General features: G+C 61.1%; 13 protein-coding genes. 9 read left to right on the top strand and 4 right to left on the bottom strand.

Annotated elements, in window-relative coordinates; all coding sequences use genetic code 11:
* Positions 1–15 precede the first annotated feature (15 nt).
* From QTL95_RS26485 to rpmG, 4 genes are all read left to right on the top strand, one after another.
* Complete coding sequence (locus QTL95_RS26485; RefSeq protein ID WP_289722818.1) at positions 16–471, top strand: DUF983 domain-containing protein; 456 nt, start codon at positions 16–18, stop codon at positions 469–471.
* A 110-nt stretch (positions 472–581) separates the two neighbouring features.
* Positions 582–719: a hypothetical protein gene (locus QTL95_RS26480; protein WP_289722817.1), complete on the top strand. Its 138-nt coding sequence runs from the start codon at positions 582–584 to the stop codon at positions 717–719.
* 10 nt (positions 720–729) lie between these two features.
* Complete coding sequence (locus QTL95_RS26475; RefSeq protein WP_289722816.1) at positions 730–1,914, top strand: MFS transporter; 1,185 nt, start codon at positions 730–732, stop codon at positions 1,912–1,914.
* Positions 1,915–2,007: 93 nt separating this feature from the next.
* A complete protein-coding gene (gene rpmG, locus QTL95_RS26470) occupies positions 2,008–2,175 on the top strand; it encodes a 50S ribosomal protein L33 (protein WP_018900182.1) in 168 nt (55 codons plus the stop codon).
* Positions 2,176–2,871: 696 nt separating this feature from the next.
* On the opposite strand, the gene QTL95_RS26465 is transcribed toward rpmG, so the two are convergent.
* A complete protein-coding gene (locus QTL95_RS26465; protein WP_289722815.1) occupies positions 2,872–4,242 on the bottom strand; it encodes a PleD family two-component system response regulator in 1,371 nt (456 codons plus the stop codon).
* 18 nt (positions 4,243–4,260) lie between these two features.
* Positions 4,261–4,632: a response regulator gene (locus QTL95_RS26460; RefSeq protein ID WP_003547430.1), complete on the bottom strand. Its 372-nt coding sequence runs from the start codon at positions 4,630–4,632 to the stop codon at positions 4,261–4,263.
* Positions 4,633–4,764: 132 nt separating this feature from the next.
* Here QTL95_RS26460 and QTL95_RS26455 point away from each other — a divergent pair, with 132 nt between their 5' ends.
* The 4 genes from QTL95_RS26455 to QTL95_RS26440 all read left to right on the top strand — a co-directional run bounded on the left by QTL95_RS26455 (position 4,765) and on the right by QTL95_RS26440 (position 8,455).
* On the top strand, positions 4,765–5,073 hold the full coding sequence (locus QTL95_RS26455; RefSeq protein WP_289722814.1) for a DUF3572 domain-containing protein: 309 nt from the start codon (positions 4,765–4,767) through the stop codon (positions 5,071–5,073).
* Positions 5,074–5,075: 2 nt separating this feature from the next.
* Positions 5,076–5,741 (top strand): hypothetical protein, encoded by a 666-nt coding sequence (locus QTL95_RS26450; RefSeq protein WP_289722813.1) that lies wholly within the window; start codon positions 5,076–5,078, stop codon positions 5,739–5,741.
* Positions 5,742–5,838: 97 nt separating this feature from the next.
* Positions 5,839–7,128 carry a DNA polymerase IV gene (locus tag QTL95_RS26445; RefSeq protein ID WP_289722812.1) on the top strand — a complete coding sequence of 430 codons (1,290 nt, stop codon included), beginning with the start codon at positions 5,839–5,841 and terminating at the stop codon, positions 7,126–7,128.
* 91 nt (positions 7,129–7,219) lie between these two features.
* Entirely contained in the window at positions 7,220–8,455 is a 1,236-nt protein-coding gene (locus QTL95_RS26440) for a L,D-transpeptidase family protein (protein ID WP_289722811.1), read from the top strand.
* Between the two features lie 3 nt (positions 8,456–8,458).
* Here QTL95_RS26440 and dnaE read toward each other — a convergent pair whose 3' ends face one another.
* Complete coding sequence (gene dnaE / locus QTL95_RS26435; protein WP_289722810.1) at positions 8,459–11,959, bottom strand: DNA polymerase III subunit alpha; 3,501 nt, start codon at positions 11,957–11,959, stop codon at positions 8,459–8,461.
* A gap of 306 nt (positions 11,960–12,265) precedes the next feature.
* Here dnaE and QTL95_RS26430 point away from each other — a divergent pair, with 306 nt between their 5' ends.
* Positions 12,266–12,847: a hypothetical protein gene (locus QTL95_RS26430; RefSeq protein ID WP_289722809.1), complete on the top strand. Its 582-nt coding sequence runs from the start codon at positions 12,266–12,268 to the stop codon at positions 12,845–12,847.
* A 26-nt stretch (positions 12,848–12,873) separates the two neighbouring features.
* Here the strand turns inward: QTL95_RS26430 and QTL95_RS26425 are convergent, their stop codons facing one another.
* Positions 12,874–13,557, bottom strand: coding sequence for an ABC transporter ATP-binding protein (locus tag QTL95_RS26425; protein WP_289722808.1), 684 nt, complete (start codon positions 13,555–13,557; stop codon positions 12,874–12,876).
* Positions 13,558–13,571 lie beyond the last annotated feature (14 nt).

Genomic DNA, 13,571 nt, shown 5'->3' with positions numbered 1-13,571 from the left:
GAAAAGGAAACGACCATGACGATGCCCGCAAGCGACCAGACGGTTCACTACGGTGGAAGCGAAGAGAGCGGGCGTCCCCTGGGTCGTTCCATCAAGCGTGGCATGCTCAACCGCTGCCCGCATTGCGGCAGCGGCAAGCTCTTCCGGGCATTCCTGAAGCCGGTCGACAATTGCGCCGCGTGCGGCGAAGCGATGTATCATCACCGCGCCGACGACCTGCCGGCCTATCTGACCGTCGTCGTCGTCGGCCATATCGTCATCGCGGGCTACATGATGACCGACATGGTGTGGCCGATCCCGCTGTGGCTGACCTTCCTGATCTGGACACCGATCACGCTGCTTGTGACGCTTCTGATCCTTCAGCCGATCAAGGGCGGTGTCATCGGGCTGCAGTGGGCTCTGAAGATGCATGGCTTCGGCGGACATGACGACAGCCATGACGAATACGAGATCCCCGGCCGTCGGCGTTAAGTGCCTTTCCACCATTCACCTTGCCGACACATTTCACGTGTAGTGGGGCGCTCATACAAAGCGCCTCATCGTGCGGCGTCACCTCTCGTACACGGTAAGCATATCGCCGAATGAAGATAGCCGACATCATTCAGGTTCTTGCCGCCGGCGCCGTTCATCTTGTAAAGCACAGTCCGTCATTTGGCTTCGGCACGCTCATGCCTTCCCATGTGCTCGACCGCGCGCGATTCTCCGCGTTGGCTCTTTAAGGATTGATAGATGTCTCAGCCGCGAAACGGCACACCGGGCGATGTCGAAGAAATTCATTGGCCTTCACTGGTGGCAGCTGTTTCGGCGATCTCGGCGGTCGGGATCGCGATCGGCCTGGGGCTTCCCCTTCTCAGCATCATTCTTGAAAAGCGCGGCATTCCATCAACGCTGATCGGGCTCAACACGGCGATGGCCGGTATTGCGGCCATGGTGGCCGCACCGATCACCACCAAGCTCGCTCATGCCTATGGCGTCGCGCAAACGATGATGTGGGCCGTGCTGGTCTCCGCCGTTAGTGCTATCGGCTTTTACTACGCGATGGACTTCTGGATGTGGTTTCCGTTGCGATTTGCCTTCCACGGCGCGACGACGACGCTGTTCATCCTTTCGGAGTTCTGGATCAACGCCGCCTCCCCGCCGTCCAAGCGCGGCTTTGTGCTCGGAATATACGCGACCGTCCTGTCGCTCGGTTTCGCAGCGGGACCGCTGCTGTTTTCCATCCTGGGCAGCGACGGCATTCTGCCCTTCGCGGTCGGCGCCTGCGCGATCCTCGTCGCCGCCATCCCCATCTTCATCGCCCGCTACGAGAGCCCGGTACTGGAAGAGAAGCCGGAACTGCATTTCATGCGCTACGTCTTTCTGGTGCCGAGCGCGACCGCAGCCGTCTTCATTTTCGGCGCGGTCGAGGCGGGCGGGCTTGCGCTGTTTCCGATCTATGCGGTGCGGGCCTCCTTCACCGAATCGCAGGCGGCACTACTGCTGACGGTGATGGGGATCGGCAACATGATCTTCCAGATCCCGGTCGGGCTGCTTTCGGATCGCATCAAGGACAAGCGCGTGCTTCTGGCGGGCATGGCGTTCATGGGCCTGATCGGCTCGCTGATGCTGCCGTTCCTGGTCCACAGCTGGGTGCTGATGGCCGGTGTGCTGCTCTTCTGGGGCGGCTGCGTTGCCGGTCTCTACACGGTCGGTCTCAGCCATCTGGGCTCGCGGCTGACCGGCTCGGACCTTGCCGCAGCCAACGCCGCCTTCGTTTTCTGTTACGCCGTCGGCACCGTTGCAGGGCCGCAGGTCATCGGCGCCGCGATCGATGTGGCCGGCAACAACGGTTTTGCCTGGGCGATTGCCGCGTTCTTCGGCGTTTATGCGCTGCTTTCGGCCGCAAGACTTCTTTTCATTGGAAAGCGGGCTTGACTTTTCGAGCTAGATTCGTAGTTTCGCGCCAGAATTTGCCGTGGAGCCTATCCGGCCTTCCACGGCTTTCATTTTATTAAAGGCAGGACGACCATGGCCAAGGCTACAACAATCAAAATCAAGCTGCTGTCGACAGCCGACACAGGTTCTTTCTACGTCACGACGAAGAACAGCCGTACGATGACGGACAAGATGACGAAGACCAAGTACGACCCGATCGCGCGCAAGCACGTCGAGTTCAAGGAAACCAAGATCAAGTAATTCTTGATCTCCGGACTTCAAAAGCGCGCGCCACATGGCTGCGCGCTTTTTTTATGCCCGAATGCCGGGGAGGACAGGAAAAAACAAAAACGCCGCCTGCCCGCATCATCGGGCAGACGGCGTTTTCTTGAAAGGGGGTCGGCCAGCATGCAACGCGGCACGAGGAACCGCTGATGTTGCGTACCAGCCGACCGACCCCACGACCCAGGAGATGCGGCGGACCTGAGCATCATGGGGTATCGGAATTCCGCGACGAAGTATTCTTTTCGTCTGAGCCGATAATTTGCGCAAAATAGAAAGAAAATCAACAAATTCTTAAGGGTGAGAATTATCAGCTTGATTTCATGGTTAAAAGTACAATTTTGGCACGCCTTTTTAACGGCGTTGTCATCCAAATGGCTAAGAATAGTACACATGCGACCGTACTCGCATCCAATAAATCTCAATAATATTTTCGTCATCTCGCCAGCCGGCGAAGCTTTCGCTGACCGTGTGCGCCGTTAGCACGGGCGAAAAGATGATCGTATCTCACAATTTTCGGTGATAGCTGCAGGAAATGCTTGTTTCCGCAGCGAGGGAACGGGCAGATAGCCGGGTTTGATTTGCAGCTACTTGGCAACGATATGGCTTGCCTCGCAAGGCTTAAACCTCCGGTCGTAACCGGGAATCCTGTGGATTAGCTGGGGCTCCAGCTCTTCAGGCCGCCGCCACGACCCTGTTCCGGCCGCCGTTCTTTGCCTCGTAGAGCGCGAGATCGGCCTGCTTCATCAATTGCCCCGGCGTAATGACGGAAGCTATCCGCGAGGAGATTCCGAAGGAGGCCGTCATATGCAACTCCTGCCCCGAAGGCTTGAGCACAAAGGGCGCCGTCTCGACAGCCGCCCGCAGTCTCTCGGCAACGGCTGCGGCCACCTCTGGTGACGTGTCGGGCATGACCACCACGAATTCCTCGCCACCGTAGCGGCAAGCCAAGTCGGCGCCGCGCACCGTCGAGCGGATGCGACTTGCGAACTCGCGAAGCACATCATCGCCCGCGTCGTGGCCGTAGGTGTCGTTCACCAGCTTGAAGCGGTCGATATCGGTCAGCAGCACCGACAGCGGCCGGCCGCGGGCCATAGAGCGATTGAAGAGCGTGCTCAGGTGATTGTCGAGGTAGCGCCTGTTGCTGAGGCCGGTCAGCGGATCAGTGACGGCGAGCTCGATCGTTTCCTTGACGCTTGCCCGCAGGCGATCGTTGTAGCGCTTGCGGCGCATCTGGGTGAGACTGCGGGCCACCAGTTCGTTGGGGTCGACCGGACGGACGATGTAGTCGTTGACGCCAAGTTCGAGCGCGCGGACGACCATCGCGTCATCGCCCTGCTCCGTGATGATCAGGATCGGCAGAAAGCGGGTGCGCTCCAGCGAGCGGAGCTGCGAGCAGAGACGGAGCGGATCGTAATCCTCGAAGTTAGCGTTGACGATCACCAGCTCGAAAGGGTGCTCCGAGGCCTCGAAAATCGCGGCCTGCGGGTCGGAGATGGCCGATACATCAGCGATCGGTTTAAGCGCCTTGACGATGCGTTCCTGCGAATTGGCGCGACCATCAACCAAAAGGATCTGACCGGCATCCTCGCCCCGCCCTTCGCTCGTGCGCAGCAGTTCGTCGATGCCCATGGTCTGTGCCGTCTCGGCACGAATGCGCAATTCGTCGCTCAATGTCTTCAGGCGAAGCAGGCTCTTAACGCGCGAAATCAGCTGCAGATCGTTGACCGGCTTGGTCAGAAAATCGTCGGCGCCGACGCGAAGGCCGTGCACGCGATCAGTCGGCTGATCCAGAGCCGTGACCATGACGACAGGAATATGCGCGGTCTTTGGATTGGCCTTCAGGCGCTCGCAGACCTCGAAGCCGTCCATGCCTGGCATCATGATGTCGAGCAGGACGAGGTCAACCTGATTCTTCTCGCAAATCGCCAGCGCCTGGTAGCCGTCGGCGGCGGTCAGCACGTCGAAATACTCGGCCACCAGCCGCGCTTCAAGCAGCTTCACATTGGCCGGGATATCATCAACCACCAGAATTCGCGCGGTCATTGGCTTCTTTCCGATGCGTCAGGCATCGCCCAGATAGGTCTTGATCGTCTCGATAAATTTCGGAACTGAAATCGGCTTGGAAACATAGGCCTCGCATCCACCCTGGCGGATGCGCTCCTCGTCGCCCTTCATTGCAAAAGCTGTAACAGCGATGACGGGAATGACGTGCAGCTCGTCATCCTCCTTCAGCCACTTGGTGACTTCGAGCCCGGACACCTCGGGGAGCTGGATATCCATGAGGATCAGGTCCGGCCGATGCTTGCGGGCAAGGTCCAGCGCTTCCATACCATTGCGCGTCTGGATCGTGGTGTAGCCGGACGCCTCGATCAGGTCGCGAAAGAGCTTCATGTTCAGCTCGTTATCTTCTACAATCATCACCTGTTTGGGCATGACACGCGTCCTAAGTCCGTTCTGGCAACCGCTCCACCGCTCGAGAGAAAGCACGCGGAGGCACGGCTCGAAGAAACCGATCGTCGCAAACTATCGGTATTTAGTTGAAAAATAGGTAAATTACGCCGAGAAATGCAAAGCAACTTCAAGACCTCCAAGGTAAACGCTGCCGACCCGCAGCAAACAGCCATCGCCGTTCTCGGCTGGCTCGCGAACGATCCCGATCTGTTCGGACGCTTCCTGGCTTTGACGGGTGTCGAGCCCGCGCAGGTGCGAAACGTTTTCAACGATCCGGGCTTTCTCTCCGGCATGATGGATTTCCTCATGAACCATGAGCCGACGGCGCTTGCCTTTTGCGAGGCGACCGGCACACCGCCGGAGACGCTGAACGCCGCCTGGCTGCATTTTTCGCCGCCCGGGCTCGGTTCCGGGGAGTACTGAGCATGGAGGTGGCGACCGATCCCAGGCAGATCCGTCTCGGAGACCGGCCGCTGATCGTCTGCGATATCGACGAGGTGGTGCTGGAATTCCTGACGCCGCTCACCGACTTCCTGCGATCGCACGAATACGATCTTCTGCCTCGTTCCTTCCGCCTCCACGGCAACATCGTGTCCCGGCTCGATGGCCGCGAAATGGACAGGGAGCAGTTCAAGGCCTTTCACGACATGTTCTTCGAGACGCAGGACCTGTGGCAGAAGCCGGCGGAGCGCGCGGTCGAGACGTTGCACGCCCTGTCTGCCGATGCCGACATCGTGTTCCTGACGGCCATGCCGCCGCGTCATCAGGGCGTGCGCCGCAGACTTCTGGATCGCTTCGACCTGCACTTCGACATGATCGCCTCCGAAGAGCCCAAAGGTCCGATCGTCGCCAGGCTGCACGACCGGAGAGGCCTGCCCGTTGCATTTATCGACGATATACAACGCAATCTCCTTTCGGTGGCCGATCATGTTCCGGACTGCCTGCTGCTCAACATGATCGCCAATGCCGACTTCAGGCCTTTCGCACCGCCCCCAATCGGCGCCATCCTGCAGGCCTCCGATTGGCCGCATGCCGAGGCATTGCTGCGCCGGCACTTTGCCGCGACGCCGGCCGCGGCTTCTCAGAGCTAGAGCCAGCGCCGGGGATATGTCGCGGCCATCTCGCATCCGGTCTTGAGACTCGCGAAGTTAGGGCGTATTGTCGCGATGTTCAATATTTGTTCTCACGATGATCGCCTCACCTGACAAGACGCCCGGCTTCTGTCGCGACTGCCTTGCCGAGCAGATGGCGGAAACGCGTCGTTGCGCCGCCTGCGGCAGCCCGCGCTTGGTGAGACATAAAGAGCTCTACGAGCTGACGCTGGCGCATATCGATTGCGATGCCTTCTATGCGTCGGTGGAGAAGCGTGACAACCCGGAGCTTGCCGACAAGCCGGTCATCATCGGCGGCGGCAAACGCGGGGTTGTCTCGACCGCCTGCTATATCGCCCGCATCCACGGCGTCCGCTCGGCGATGCCGATGTTCAAGGCGCTGGAGGCCTGCCCGCAGGCGGTAGTGATCAGCCCCAACATGGAGAAATACGCCAAGGTCGGGCGCGAGGTGCGGGCGCTGATGCAGGAGCTGACGCCGCTGGTCCAGCCGCTGTCGATCGACGAGGCCTTTCTCGAGCTCGAGGGGACGACCCGGCTGCACAACGATCCACCGGCGCGGACGCTCGCCAAGTTTGCGCGGCGGGTGGAGAAGGAACTTGGGATCACCGTCTCCGTCGGGCTTTCGTACTGCAAGTTCCTCGCCAAGGTCGCCTCGGACCTGCAGAAACCGCGCGGCTTCTCCGTCATCGGACAGGAGGAAGCCGTATCCTTTCTTGCTCCCCGGCCGGTGACAACGATCTGGGGTGTGGGCAAGGCGTTTGCGGCAACGCTCGAAGCCGACGGCATCCGCACCATCGGGCAACTCCAGACGATGGAGGAAACGGACCTGATGCGCCGCTACGGCAGCATGGGCCAGCGGCTGGCGCGCCTGTCGCGCGGGATCGATGACCGCGAAGTGCACCTGAACGAGGCGGCGAAGAGCGTCTCGGCGGAAACCACCTTCTTCGACGATATCAGCCGATACGAAGAGCTCGTGCCGATCCTTCGCAACCTCTCGGAAAAGGTATCGTGGAAGCTCAAGAAGGATGAGATTGCCGGCCATACCGTCGTCCTGAAGATGAAGAGCGCGGACTTCAAAACCCGCACCCGCAACAGGAAGCTGGAGGATCCGACGCAACTCGCCGACAGGATTTTCCGCACCGGTCTAGACCTTCTGGAGCGCGAGACGGACGGGACGAAATTTCGGCTGATCGGCATCGGCGTGACGGACCTCTGCGATCCTGCGAGGGCCGACCCCCCTGATCTGATCGACGTGCAATCCGGAAGGCGCGCAGCGGCGGAAGCGGCGATGGACAAGCTGCGGGACAAGTTCGGCAAGGGCACGGTGCAGACCGGCTATACCTTCGGGGGCAAACGCGATCACTGATATGTGAGCCTGCCTCATCCCGGCATTTCAAGTTTTCCTTAAACTTCGCCCACTAGGCTGGCCTTCTTGTATTGCGTTTCTGGTGGCTAAAATGTTCTCGCGTCTCGTCTTCGGCCTCGGCTTGCTGTCGGCCACCGCACTCGTGCACCCTGCGCTTGCCGCGGATGCCCGCGCGCTGCAGATCTTCGTCTCCAAGGACAAGCAATCGCTGGTCGTCTATGACGGTGCGGAGGTGGTCGCGACCTCGAAGGTTTCGACGGGAAAAACCGGCCACACGACGCCGAGCGGGATCTTCTCGGTGATCGAGAAGCAGAAGTATCACGAGTCCAACCTCTATTCGGCGGCCCCGATGCCGTTCATGCAGCGGCTAACGTGGTCGGGCATCGCGCTTCATGAATCGAACTCGGTGCCGCGTTATCCGGCGTCGCATGGCTGCGTGCGGATGCCTGCGGCATTCGCCAAGCAACTCTACAAGATGACCGGGATGGGCGTTCCTGTTGTCATCACCGACGCGGAACTCACCCCTGTTCCGATCGAACATCCGGCGCTCTTCAGCCCGCATGCGCCGGCCTCCGCGCCGCTGTTGTCCGACGCCGAGCTTCGGCCGGCGATCGGCCAGGAACCGGTGCAGGTCGCCATGAACGAGGCCGCGATGCCCCGACTGCAAACGCAGCCGATCATCGAGCCGGACAACGATCAGCCAGTGCGCATGCTGATCACCCGCCGCACGCAGCGCGAGGCTATCGTCGACATCCAGAGCTATCTCAGCGAGCTTGGCTTCTACGTCGGCAACGCCGACGGCTATCTCGGCCCGGCGACGGTTCAGGCGATCAACGACTTCAAGACGCAGCACCCGCTGCCCCCGGGCAGCGGCACATCACTCATCAGTGACAGCCTGATCAAGGCCGTCTACCGAGCCGCTGGCAAGGGCGAGCCGCCGAATGGCGTGATCATGGTGCGACAGGGATTCAATCCGGTTTTCGAGGCGCCTGTGACAATCGACAACCCGGGGCTGGCGCTCGGCACTCACTTCTTCACGGCCCATAGCGTGAACTATGCCGACGGTTCGGCCGAATGGCTCGGCGTAACGCTGGCGCAGAATCTGTCGCGCCAGGCGATGAAGCGGCTGGGCATCGGCAGCCAGGAAAGCTCGATCATTTCAGGCACGCCGATCACCAATGCACTTAGCCGGATAAGTATACCGGAGGAGACGCGGCAGCGGATCGACGCGATGCTGACGCCGGGCTCGACGTTGACGATCACCGACACCGGCCTGGGTCCTGAAACCGGCAAGGGTACCGATTTCATCACGCTCACCCGCGGTTGATCGTCAGACCAACTCGACATCCACGACACCGGGTGCCGCGCGCATGGCGGCGGCGATCTCGGGCGTGATCCGGTATTTGTTCGAAAGCTCGACCTCGATTTCGCGCTTGCCGTCCTCCTTGATGACGATGAACGAGACGAGACCGTCACCCCTGGCGTTCAGGTGGGCCGCCACGGCGCGCAAGGGGCCGGAATCGCGGACATAGACGCGCAGCGCCTTCTGCATTTGCAGCGACTTCTCCTCCAGCGATTGGATCGTCTGGATGCGAAGGCCGATTCCCTCGGGCCGCTCCTCGCCGGTGGCCGTGATGACGAAGGACTTTCCCGATTCCAGCATGTCGCGATACTGATTGAGCATCTCGGAGAAGAGGACGGCTTCGAACTGGCCCGACGAATCGGAGAAGACGATGATGCCCATCTTGTTGCCGGTGCGGGTCTTGCGCTCCTGCTTGGAGATCACCGTGCCGGCCAGACGCGCATTGGTGGCGCCCTGTTTCACCCCCGCGGAAAAATCAGCGAAGGTCTGGACACGCATCTTTTGCAATACGGCATCATAGCTGTCGAGCGGATGGGCCGTGAGGTAGAAGCCAAGAACCTGGAACTCCTTGAGCAATCGCTCGGAAGGGAGCCACGGCGCAAACGTCGGCAGCGAAATCTTTTCCGGGCCCGATGACAGCGCGCCGCCGAATATATCGGACTGACCGCTCAGCTTGTTTTCCTGCGCGCGCTGCGCATATCCGAGAACGCGGTCGAGGCCAGCCGACAACTGGGCGCGATCGAGACTGAAGCAATCGAAGGCGCCGGCGAAGATCAGGCTTTCCAGGACGCGGCGGTTTACCTGCTTCGGATCGATGCGCAGGCAGAAATCCTCGAGGCTGGCAAAGGGCGTATCCCCGCGAACCTCGACGATGTGATCGACGGCCGATTCGCCAACGCCCTTGAGCGCGGCCAATGCGTAATAAATGCGGCTCTCGCCCGTCTGGAAGTGGCGGAACGAGGTCTGCACCGAGGGCGCGATGACCTCGATGTCCAGTCGCTTGGCGTCCTGGCGGAAGTCGTTGACCTTTTCGGTGTTCGCCATATCGAGCGTCATCGAGGCGGCGAGGAACTCGACCGGGTAATGCGCCTTCATGTAGGCGGTCTGGTAGGAGACGATCGCGTAGGCGGCGGCGTGCGACTTGTTGAAGCCGTAATTGGCGAACTTGGCCAGCAGTTCGAAGATGTTGTCGGCCTGAGGTTTCGACACGCCGTTCTTGACGGCGCCGACCACGAAGCGCTCGCGCTGCTGGTCCATCTCCGCCTTGATCTTCTTACCCATGGCACGGCGCAACAGGTCGGCTTCACCGAGCGAATAGCCCGAGAGCACCTGGGCGATCTGCATGACCTGTTCCTGGTAGACGATAACGCCCTGGGTTTCCTTCAGCAGATAATCGATGGTCGGATGGATAGACTCGATCTCTTCCTCGCCGTGCTTGCGGGCATTGTAGGTCGGGATGTTTTCCATCGGGCCCGGGCGGTAGAGAGCCACGAGCGCGATGATGTCCTCGATGCAGTCCGGCCGCATGCCGATCAGCGCCTTGCGCATACCCGCACTTTCCACCTGGAACACGCCGACGGTCTCGCCGCGCGACAGCATTTCGTAGGTCAGCTTGTCGTCGAGCGGGATGGAGGCCAGATCGACCTCGATGCCGCGCTTCCTGCAGAAATCGACGGCGACCTTCAGCGTCGTCAGCGTCTTCAGGCCGAGGAAGTCGAACTTCACGAGGCCGGCCTGCTCGACCCACTTCATGTTGAACTGCGTGACCGGCATGTCGGAGCGCGGATCGCGGTACATCGGCACCAGCTTCGACAGCGGGCGGTCGCCGATGACGATACCGGCGGCGTGGGTCGAGGCGTGACGGTAAAGACCTTCGATCTTCTGCGCGATATCGAGCAGGCGGGCGACGACGGGCTCCTTGTCGGCCTCCTCCTGCAGCTTCGGCTCTTCCTCGATAGCCTTCGACAGCGGCGTCGGGTTGGCTGGGTTGTTCGGCACCAGCTTGCAGATCTTGTCGACCTGACCATAGGGCATTTCAAGCACGCGACCGACATCGCGCAGTGCCGCGCGGGCTTGCAGCGAACCGAAGGTGATGATCTGCGCCACCTGCTCGCGGCCGTACTTGCGCTGCACGTAGCGGATCACCTCTTCGCGGCGATCCTGGCAGAAGTCGATGTCGAAGTCGGGCATCGAGACGCGTTCCGGGTTGAGGAAGCGTTCGAAGAGCAGCGAGAAGCGCAGTGGGTCGACGTCGGTGATCGTCAGCGCATAGGCGACCAGTGAGCCCGCACCCGATCCGCGGCCGGGACCAACGGGGATGTCGTGCTGCTTCGCCCATTTGATGAAGTCGGCAACGATCAGGAAGTAGCCGGGGAACTTCATGCGCTCGATGACGCTGAGCTCGAACTCCAGCCGCTCGCGGTAATCCTTCTCCTCGTAGCCCGCCGACATGCCGAGCGTTGCGAGGCGCATGTCGAGCCCCTCCTCCGCTTGGCGGCGGAGCTCCAAAGCCTCCTCGCGCTCGGCCACCTCGGGGTCATCCGTGGCGCCGGTGAAGCGCGGCAGGATCGGCTTGCGAGTCTTCAGCACGAAGGAGCAGCGACGGGCGATCTCGACGGTATTGTCGAGCGCCTCGGGCAGATCAGCGAACAGCTTCACCATCTCGGCGCGGCTCTTCAGGTAGTGATCCGGCGTCAGGCGGAAGCGGCTGTCGTCGGAGACGATGGCATTGTGCGCGACGGCCATCAGCGCATCGTGCGCATCGTAGTCGTCGCGGGTCGGGAAGAATGCCTCGTTGGTTGCAACCAGCGGCAGGTCGTGCTCGTAGGCAAGGCCGATGACCTTCTGCTCGTGTCGCCTGTCGTAGGTGCCCTGGCGCTGGAGCTCGACATAGAGCCGGTCTCCGAAGCGTTGCTTCAACGCGAGAAGCCGCACCTCGGCCTGTGCTCGGTTGCCGTCCCTCAAGGCCATGTCGATGGGCCCGGTCGAGGCACCGGTCAGTGCGATCAGTCCCTCGGTGCCGATCTCGTCGAGCCAGGAGGCGCGAATATGAACGCCGTGGCCACTTCCCTCGCCGCCCAGATAAGCGCGACTGACGAGGTCCACCAGGCGCTCATAGCCGGCATCGGTGGCCGACAGGAGCACGAGCGACGGAAACTTCACGAGGGCCTGCTGGCCGCCGCGTCTGTCTGTCTCAAGGCCGTCTTCCATATCGATGGAAACCTGGCAGCCGATGATCGGCTGCAGACCCTCGTCCATCGCCTTCTGGGCGAATTCGAGGGCGACGAAGAGATTGTTCGTATCGGTAATGGCGACAGCCGGCTGGCTGTCACCCGATGCCTTGTAGAGGATCTTCTTCAGAGGCAGCGCGCCCTCGAGCAACGAATAGGCCGAGTGCACACGCAGATGAACGAAGCCAGGCGTTCCGCCAATGAAACCTTCGGTTTCACCCTTTTCGGCACCCGCCATGACATTCCCTTCCGATCGCCCAAATGAATCGGGCGTATTGTCGACGTTGAGGGCGGGGATGTCCAGAAGAAGTCCTGTGGAGGGAGCGCGTGGCAGCCATGCGGTCCCCTGGTTTCTTACATTGCCATGCAGATCAGCGAGAAGCTGGCAATGAACATCGCGATGGAGGTGAATGCTGCGACGTCACGGATCATGTCAGTCATTTGGCTCTCCTGTGCTCTTATGTTTCCAATTTGTTCCTCTCTTGTTCTATTGTCAACAGGATTCTTTTCCGCTCTTCTGGCTTGAGACCGAACGGAGACGAGCATGATTAAATTTGTCCTAACGGCCGGACTTGCGTTATTGTCGGCGTTTACCGCTCACGCCGATGAGATCGGCGTGTCGCGCATCGTCGATGCTGCCATCGGCGACTGGAACGGCGACGGCAAGCCCGACCTGGCGCTGCTCGCCGAGGCTCCCGGTGAGGCCGCCGACGATCAGCTCGGCGTCTATATCTATCTGAGGGATGACCACGACCTGCTGCGGCTCGCGACCAGCGCGCCCGGCAAGATCTGGGGAACGACGGTGGCTGAAGGGATTTACGGCCAGGAGCCGTCGATCAAGGCAGCAGGAAAGAGCTCGATCGCCATTCATTCGCAGAACAGCGCGATCGGCCGCGACCGCTGGGAGCAGACACTGACGCTTGCCTACCGGAACAACCAGTTCGTCGTCGCCGGTTACACCTACACCCACTACGATACGCTTGATCCGGATGCCGGCGGCTCGTGCGACTACAACGCACTCACCGGCAAGCTGCAACGGGACGGCAAGGATGTGAAGGCCGAGGCACGGACGATCACGATTGCCGACTGGAAGGACGAAACCGGACAATCGATCTGCGGCAACTAAAGCGTTATCAATCCGACCCTGAAATCTTAGAAGTCGACGATCTTGCCGTCGGCGATCGTGACCCGGCGATCCATGCGAGCGGCGAGGTCGTGATTGTGGGTGGCGATCAGCGCTGCTAGGCCTGACTGGCGCACCAGCGCCTCCAGCGCGTCGAACACGTAGCTCGCGGTTTCCGGATCGAGGTTGCCGGTCGGCTCGTCGGCGAGAAGCAGGCTCGGCGCATTGGCAACGGCGCGGGCGATCGCCACGCGCTGCTGCTCGCCGCCGGAGAGTTCGCCGGGGCGATGGGCGCCGCGGTGGCCAATGCGCATGTAATCGAGCAGTTGGCCGGCGCGCTCCTTGGCCTCCTTGCCAGGAAGGCCTGAAATCATCTGCGGCATCATGATGTTCTCGATCGCCGAGAACTCGGGCAGCAGGTGATGGAACTGGTAGACGAAGCCGATCTCGCCGCGGCGGATGGCGGTGCGCTTGTCATCGGAGAGGCCGTCGCATGGCACGCCGTTGATCGACACTTCGCCACCATCTGGATGCTCCAGAAGACCGGCGACGTGCAGAAGCGTCGACTTGCCGGTGCCAGATGGCGCGACGAGCGCGACGATTTCGCCGCTGTTCAGCGTGAAGTCGGCGCCCTTGAGTATGGAGAGCAGGGTCTCGCCCTGCCCGTACTGGCGCTCGACGCCGGAAAGCTTGAGAACGGTATTCCGCTTCATGAAATGAGCATTCC

This window comes from Rhizobium sp. S152, from assembly GCF_030380735.1.
GTDB lineage: Bacteria > Pseudomonadota > Alphaproteobacteria > Rhizobiales > Rhizobiaceae > Rhizobium.
The sequence above is the reverse complement of the archived record's forward strand: the minus strand, read 5'-3'. Positions and strand labels throughout refer to the sequence as shown.

Excerpts from the sequence above, each read along its gene's own strand:
- QTL95_RS26485 (WP_289722818.1), top strand. The coding sequence starts at position 16 with ATGACGATGCCCGCAAGCGACCAGACGGTTCACTACGGTGGAAGCGAA.
- QTL95_RS26480 (WP_289722817.1), top strand. The coding sequence starts at position 582 with ATGAAGATAGCCGACATCATTCAGGTTCTTGCCGCCGGCGCCGTTCAT.
- QTL95_RS26475 (WP_289722816.1), top strand. The coding sequence starts at position 730 with ATGTCTCAGCCGCGAAACGGCACACCGGGCGATGTCGAAGAAATTCAT.
- rpmG (WP_018900182.1), top strand. The coding sequence starts at position 2,008 with ATGGCCAAGGCTACAACAATCAAAATCAAGCTGCTGTCGACAGCCGAC.
- QTL95_RS26465 (WP_289722815.1), bottom strand. The coding sequence starts at position 4,242 with ATGACCGCGCGAATTCTGGTGGTTGATGATATCCCGGCCAATGTGAAG.
- QTL95_RS26460 (WP_003547430.1), bottom strand. The coding sequence starts at position 4,632 with ATGCCCAAACAGGTGATGATTGTAGAAGATAACGAGCTGAACATGAAG.
- QTL95_RS26455 (WP_289722814.1), top strand. The coding sequence starts at position 4,765 with ATGCAAAGCAACTTCAAGACCTCCAAGGTAAACGCTGCCGACCCGCAG.
- QTL95_RS26450 (WP_289722813.1), top strand. The coding sequence starts at position 5,076 with ATGGAGGTGGCGACCGATCCCAGGCAGATCCGTCTCGGAGACCGGCCG.
- QTL95_RS26445 (WP_289722812.1), top strand. The coding sequence starts at position 5,839 with ATGATCGCCTCACCTGACAAGACGCCCGGCTTCTGTCGCGACTGCCTT.
- QTL95_RS26440 (WP_289722811.1), top strand. The coding sequence starts at position 7,220 with ATGTTCTCGCGTCTCGTCTTCGGCCTCGGCTTGCTGTCGGCCACCGCA.
- dnaE (WP_289722810.1), bottom strand. The coding sequence starts at position 11,959 with ATGGCGGGTGCCGAAAAGGGTGAAACCGAAGGTTTCATTGGCGGAACG.
- QTL95_RS26430 (WP_289722809.1), top strand. The coding sequence starts at position 12,266 with ATGATTAAATTTGTCCTAACGGCCGGACTTGCGTTATTGTCGGCGTTT.
- QTL95_RS26425 (WP_289722808.1), bottom strand. The coding sequence starts at position 13,557 with ATGAAGCGGAATACCGTTCTCAAGCTTTCCGGCGTCGAGCGCCAGTAC.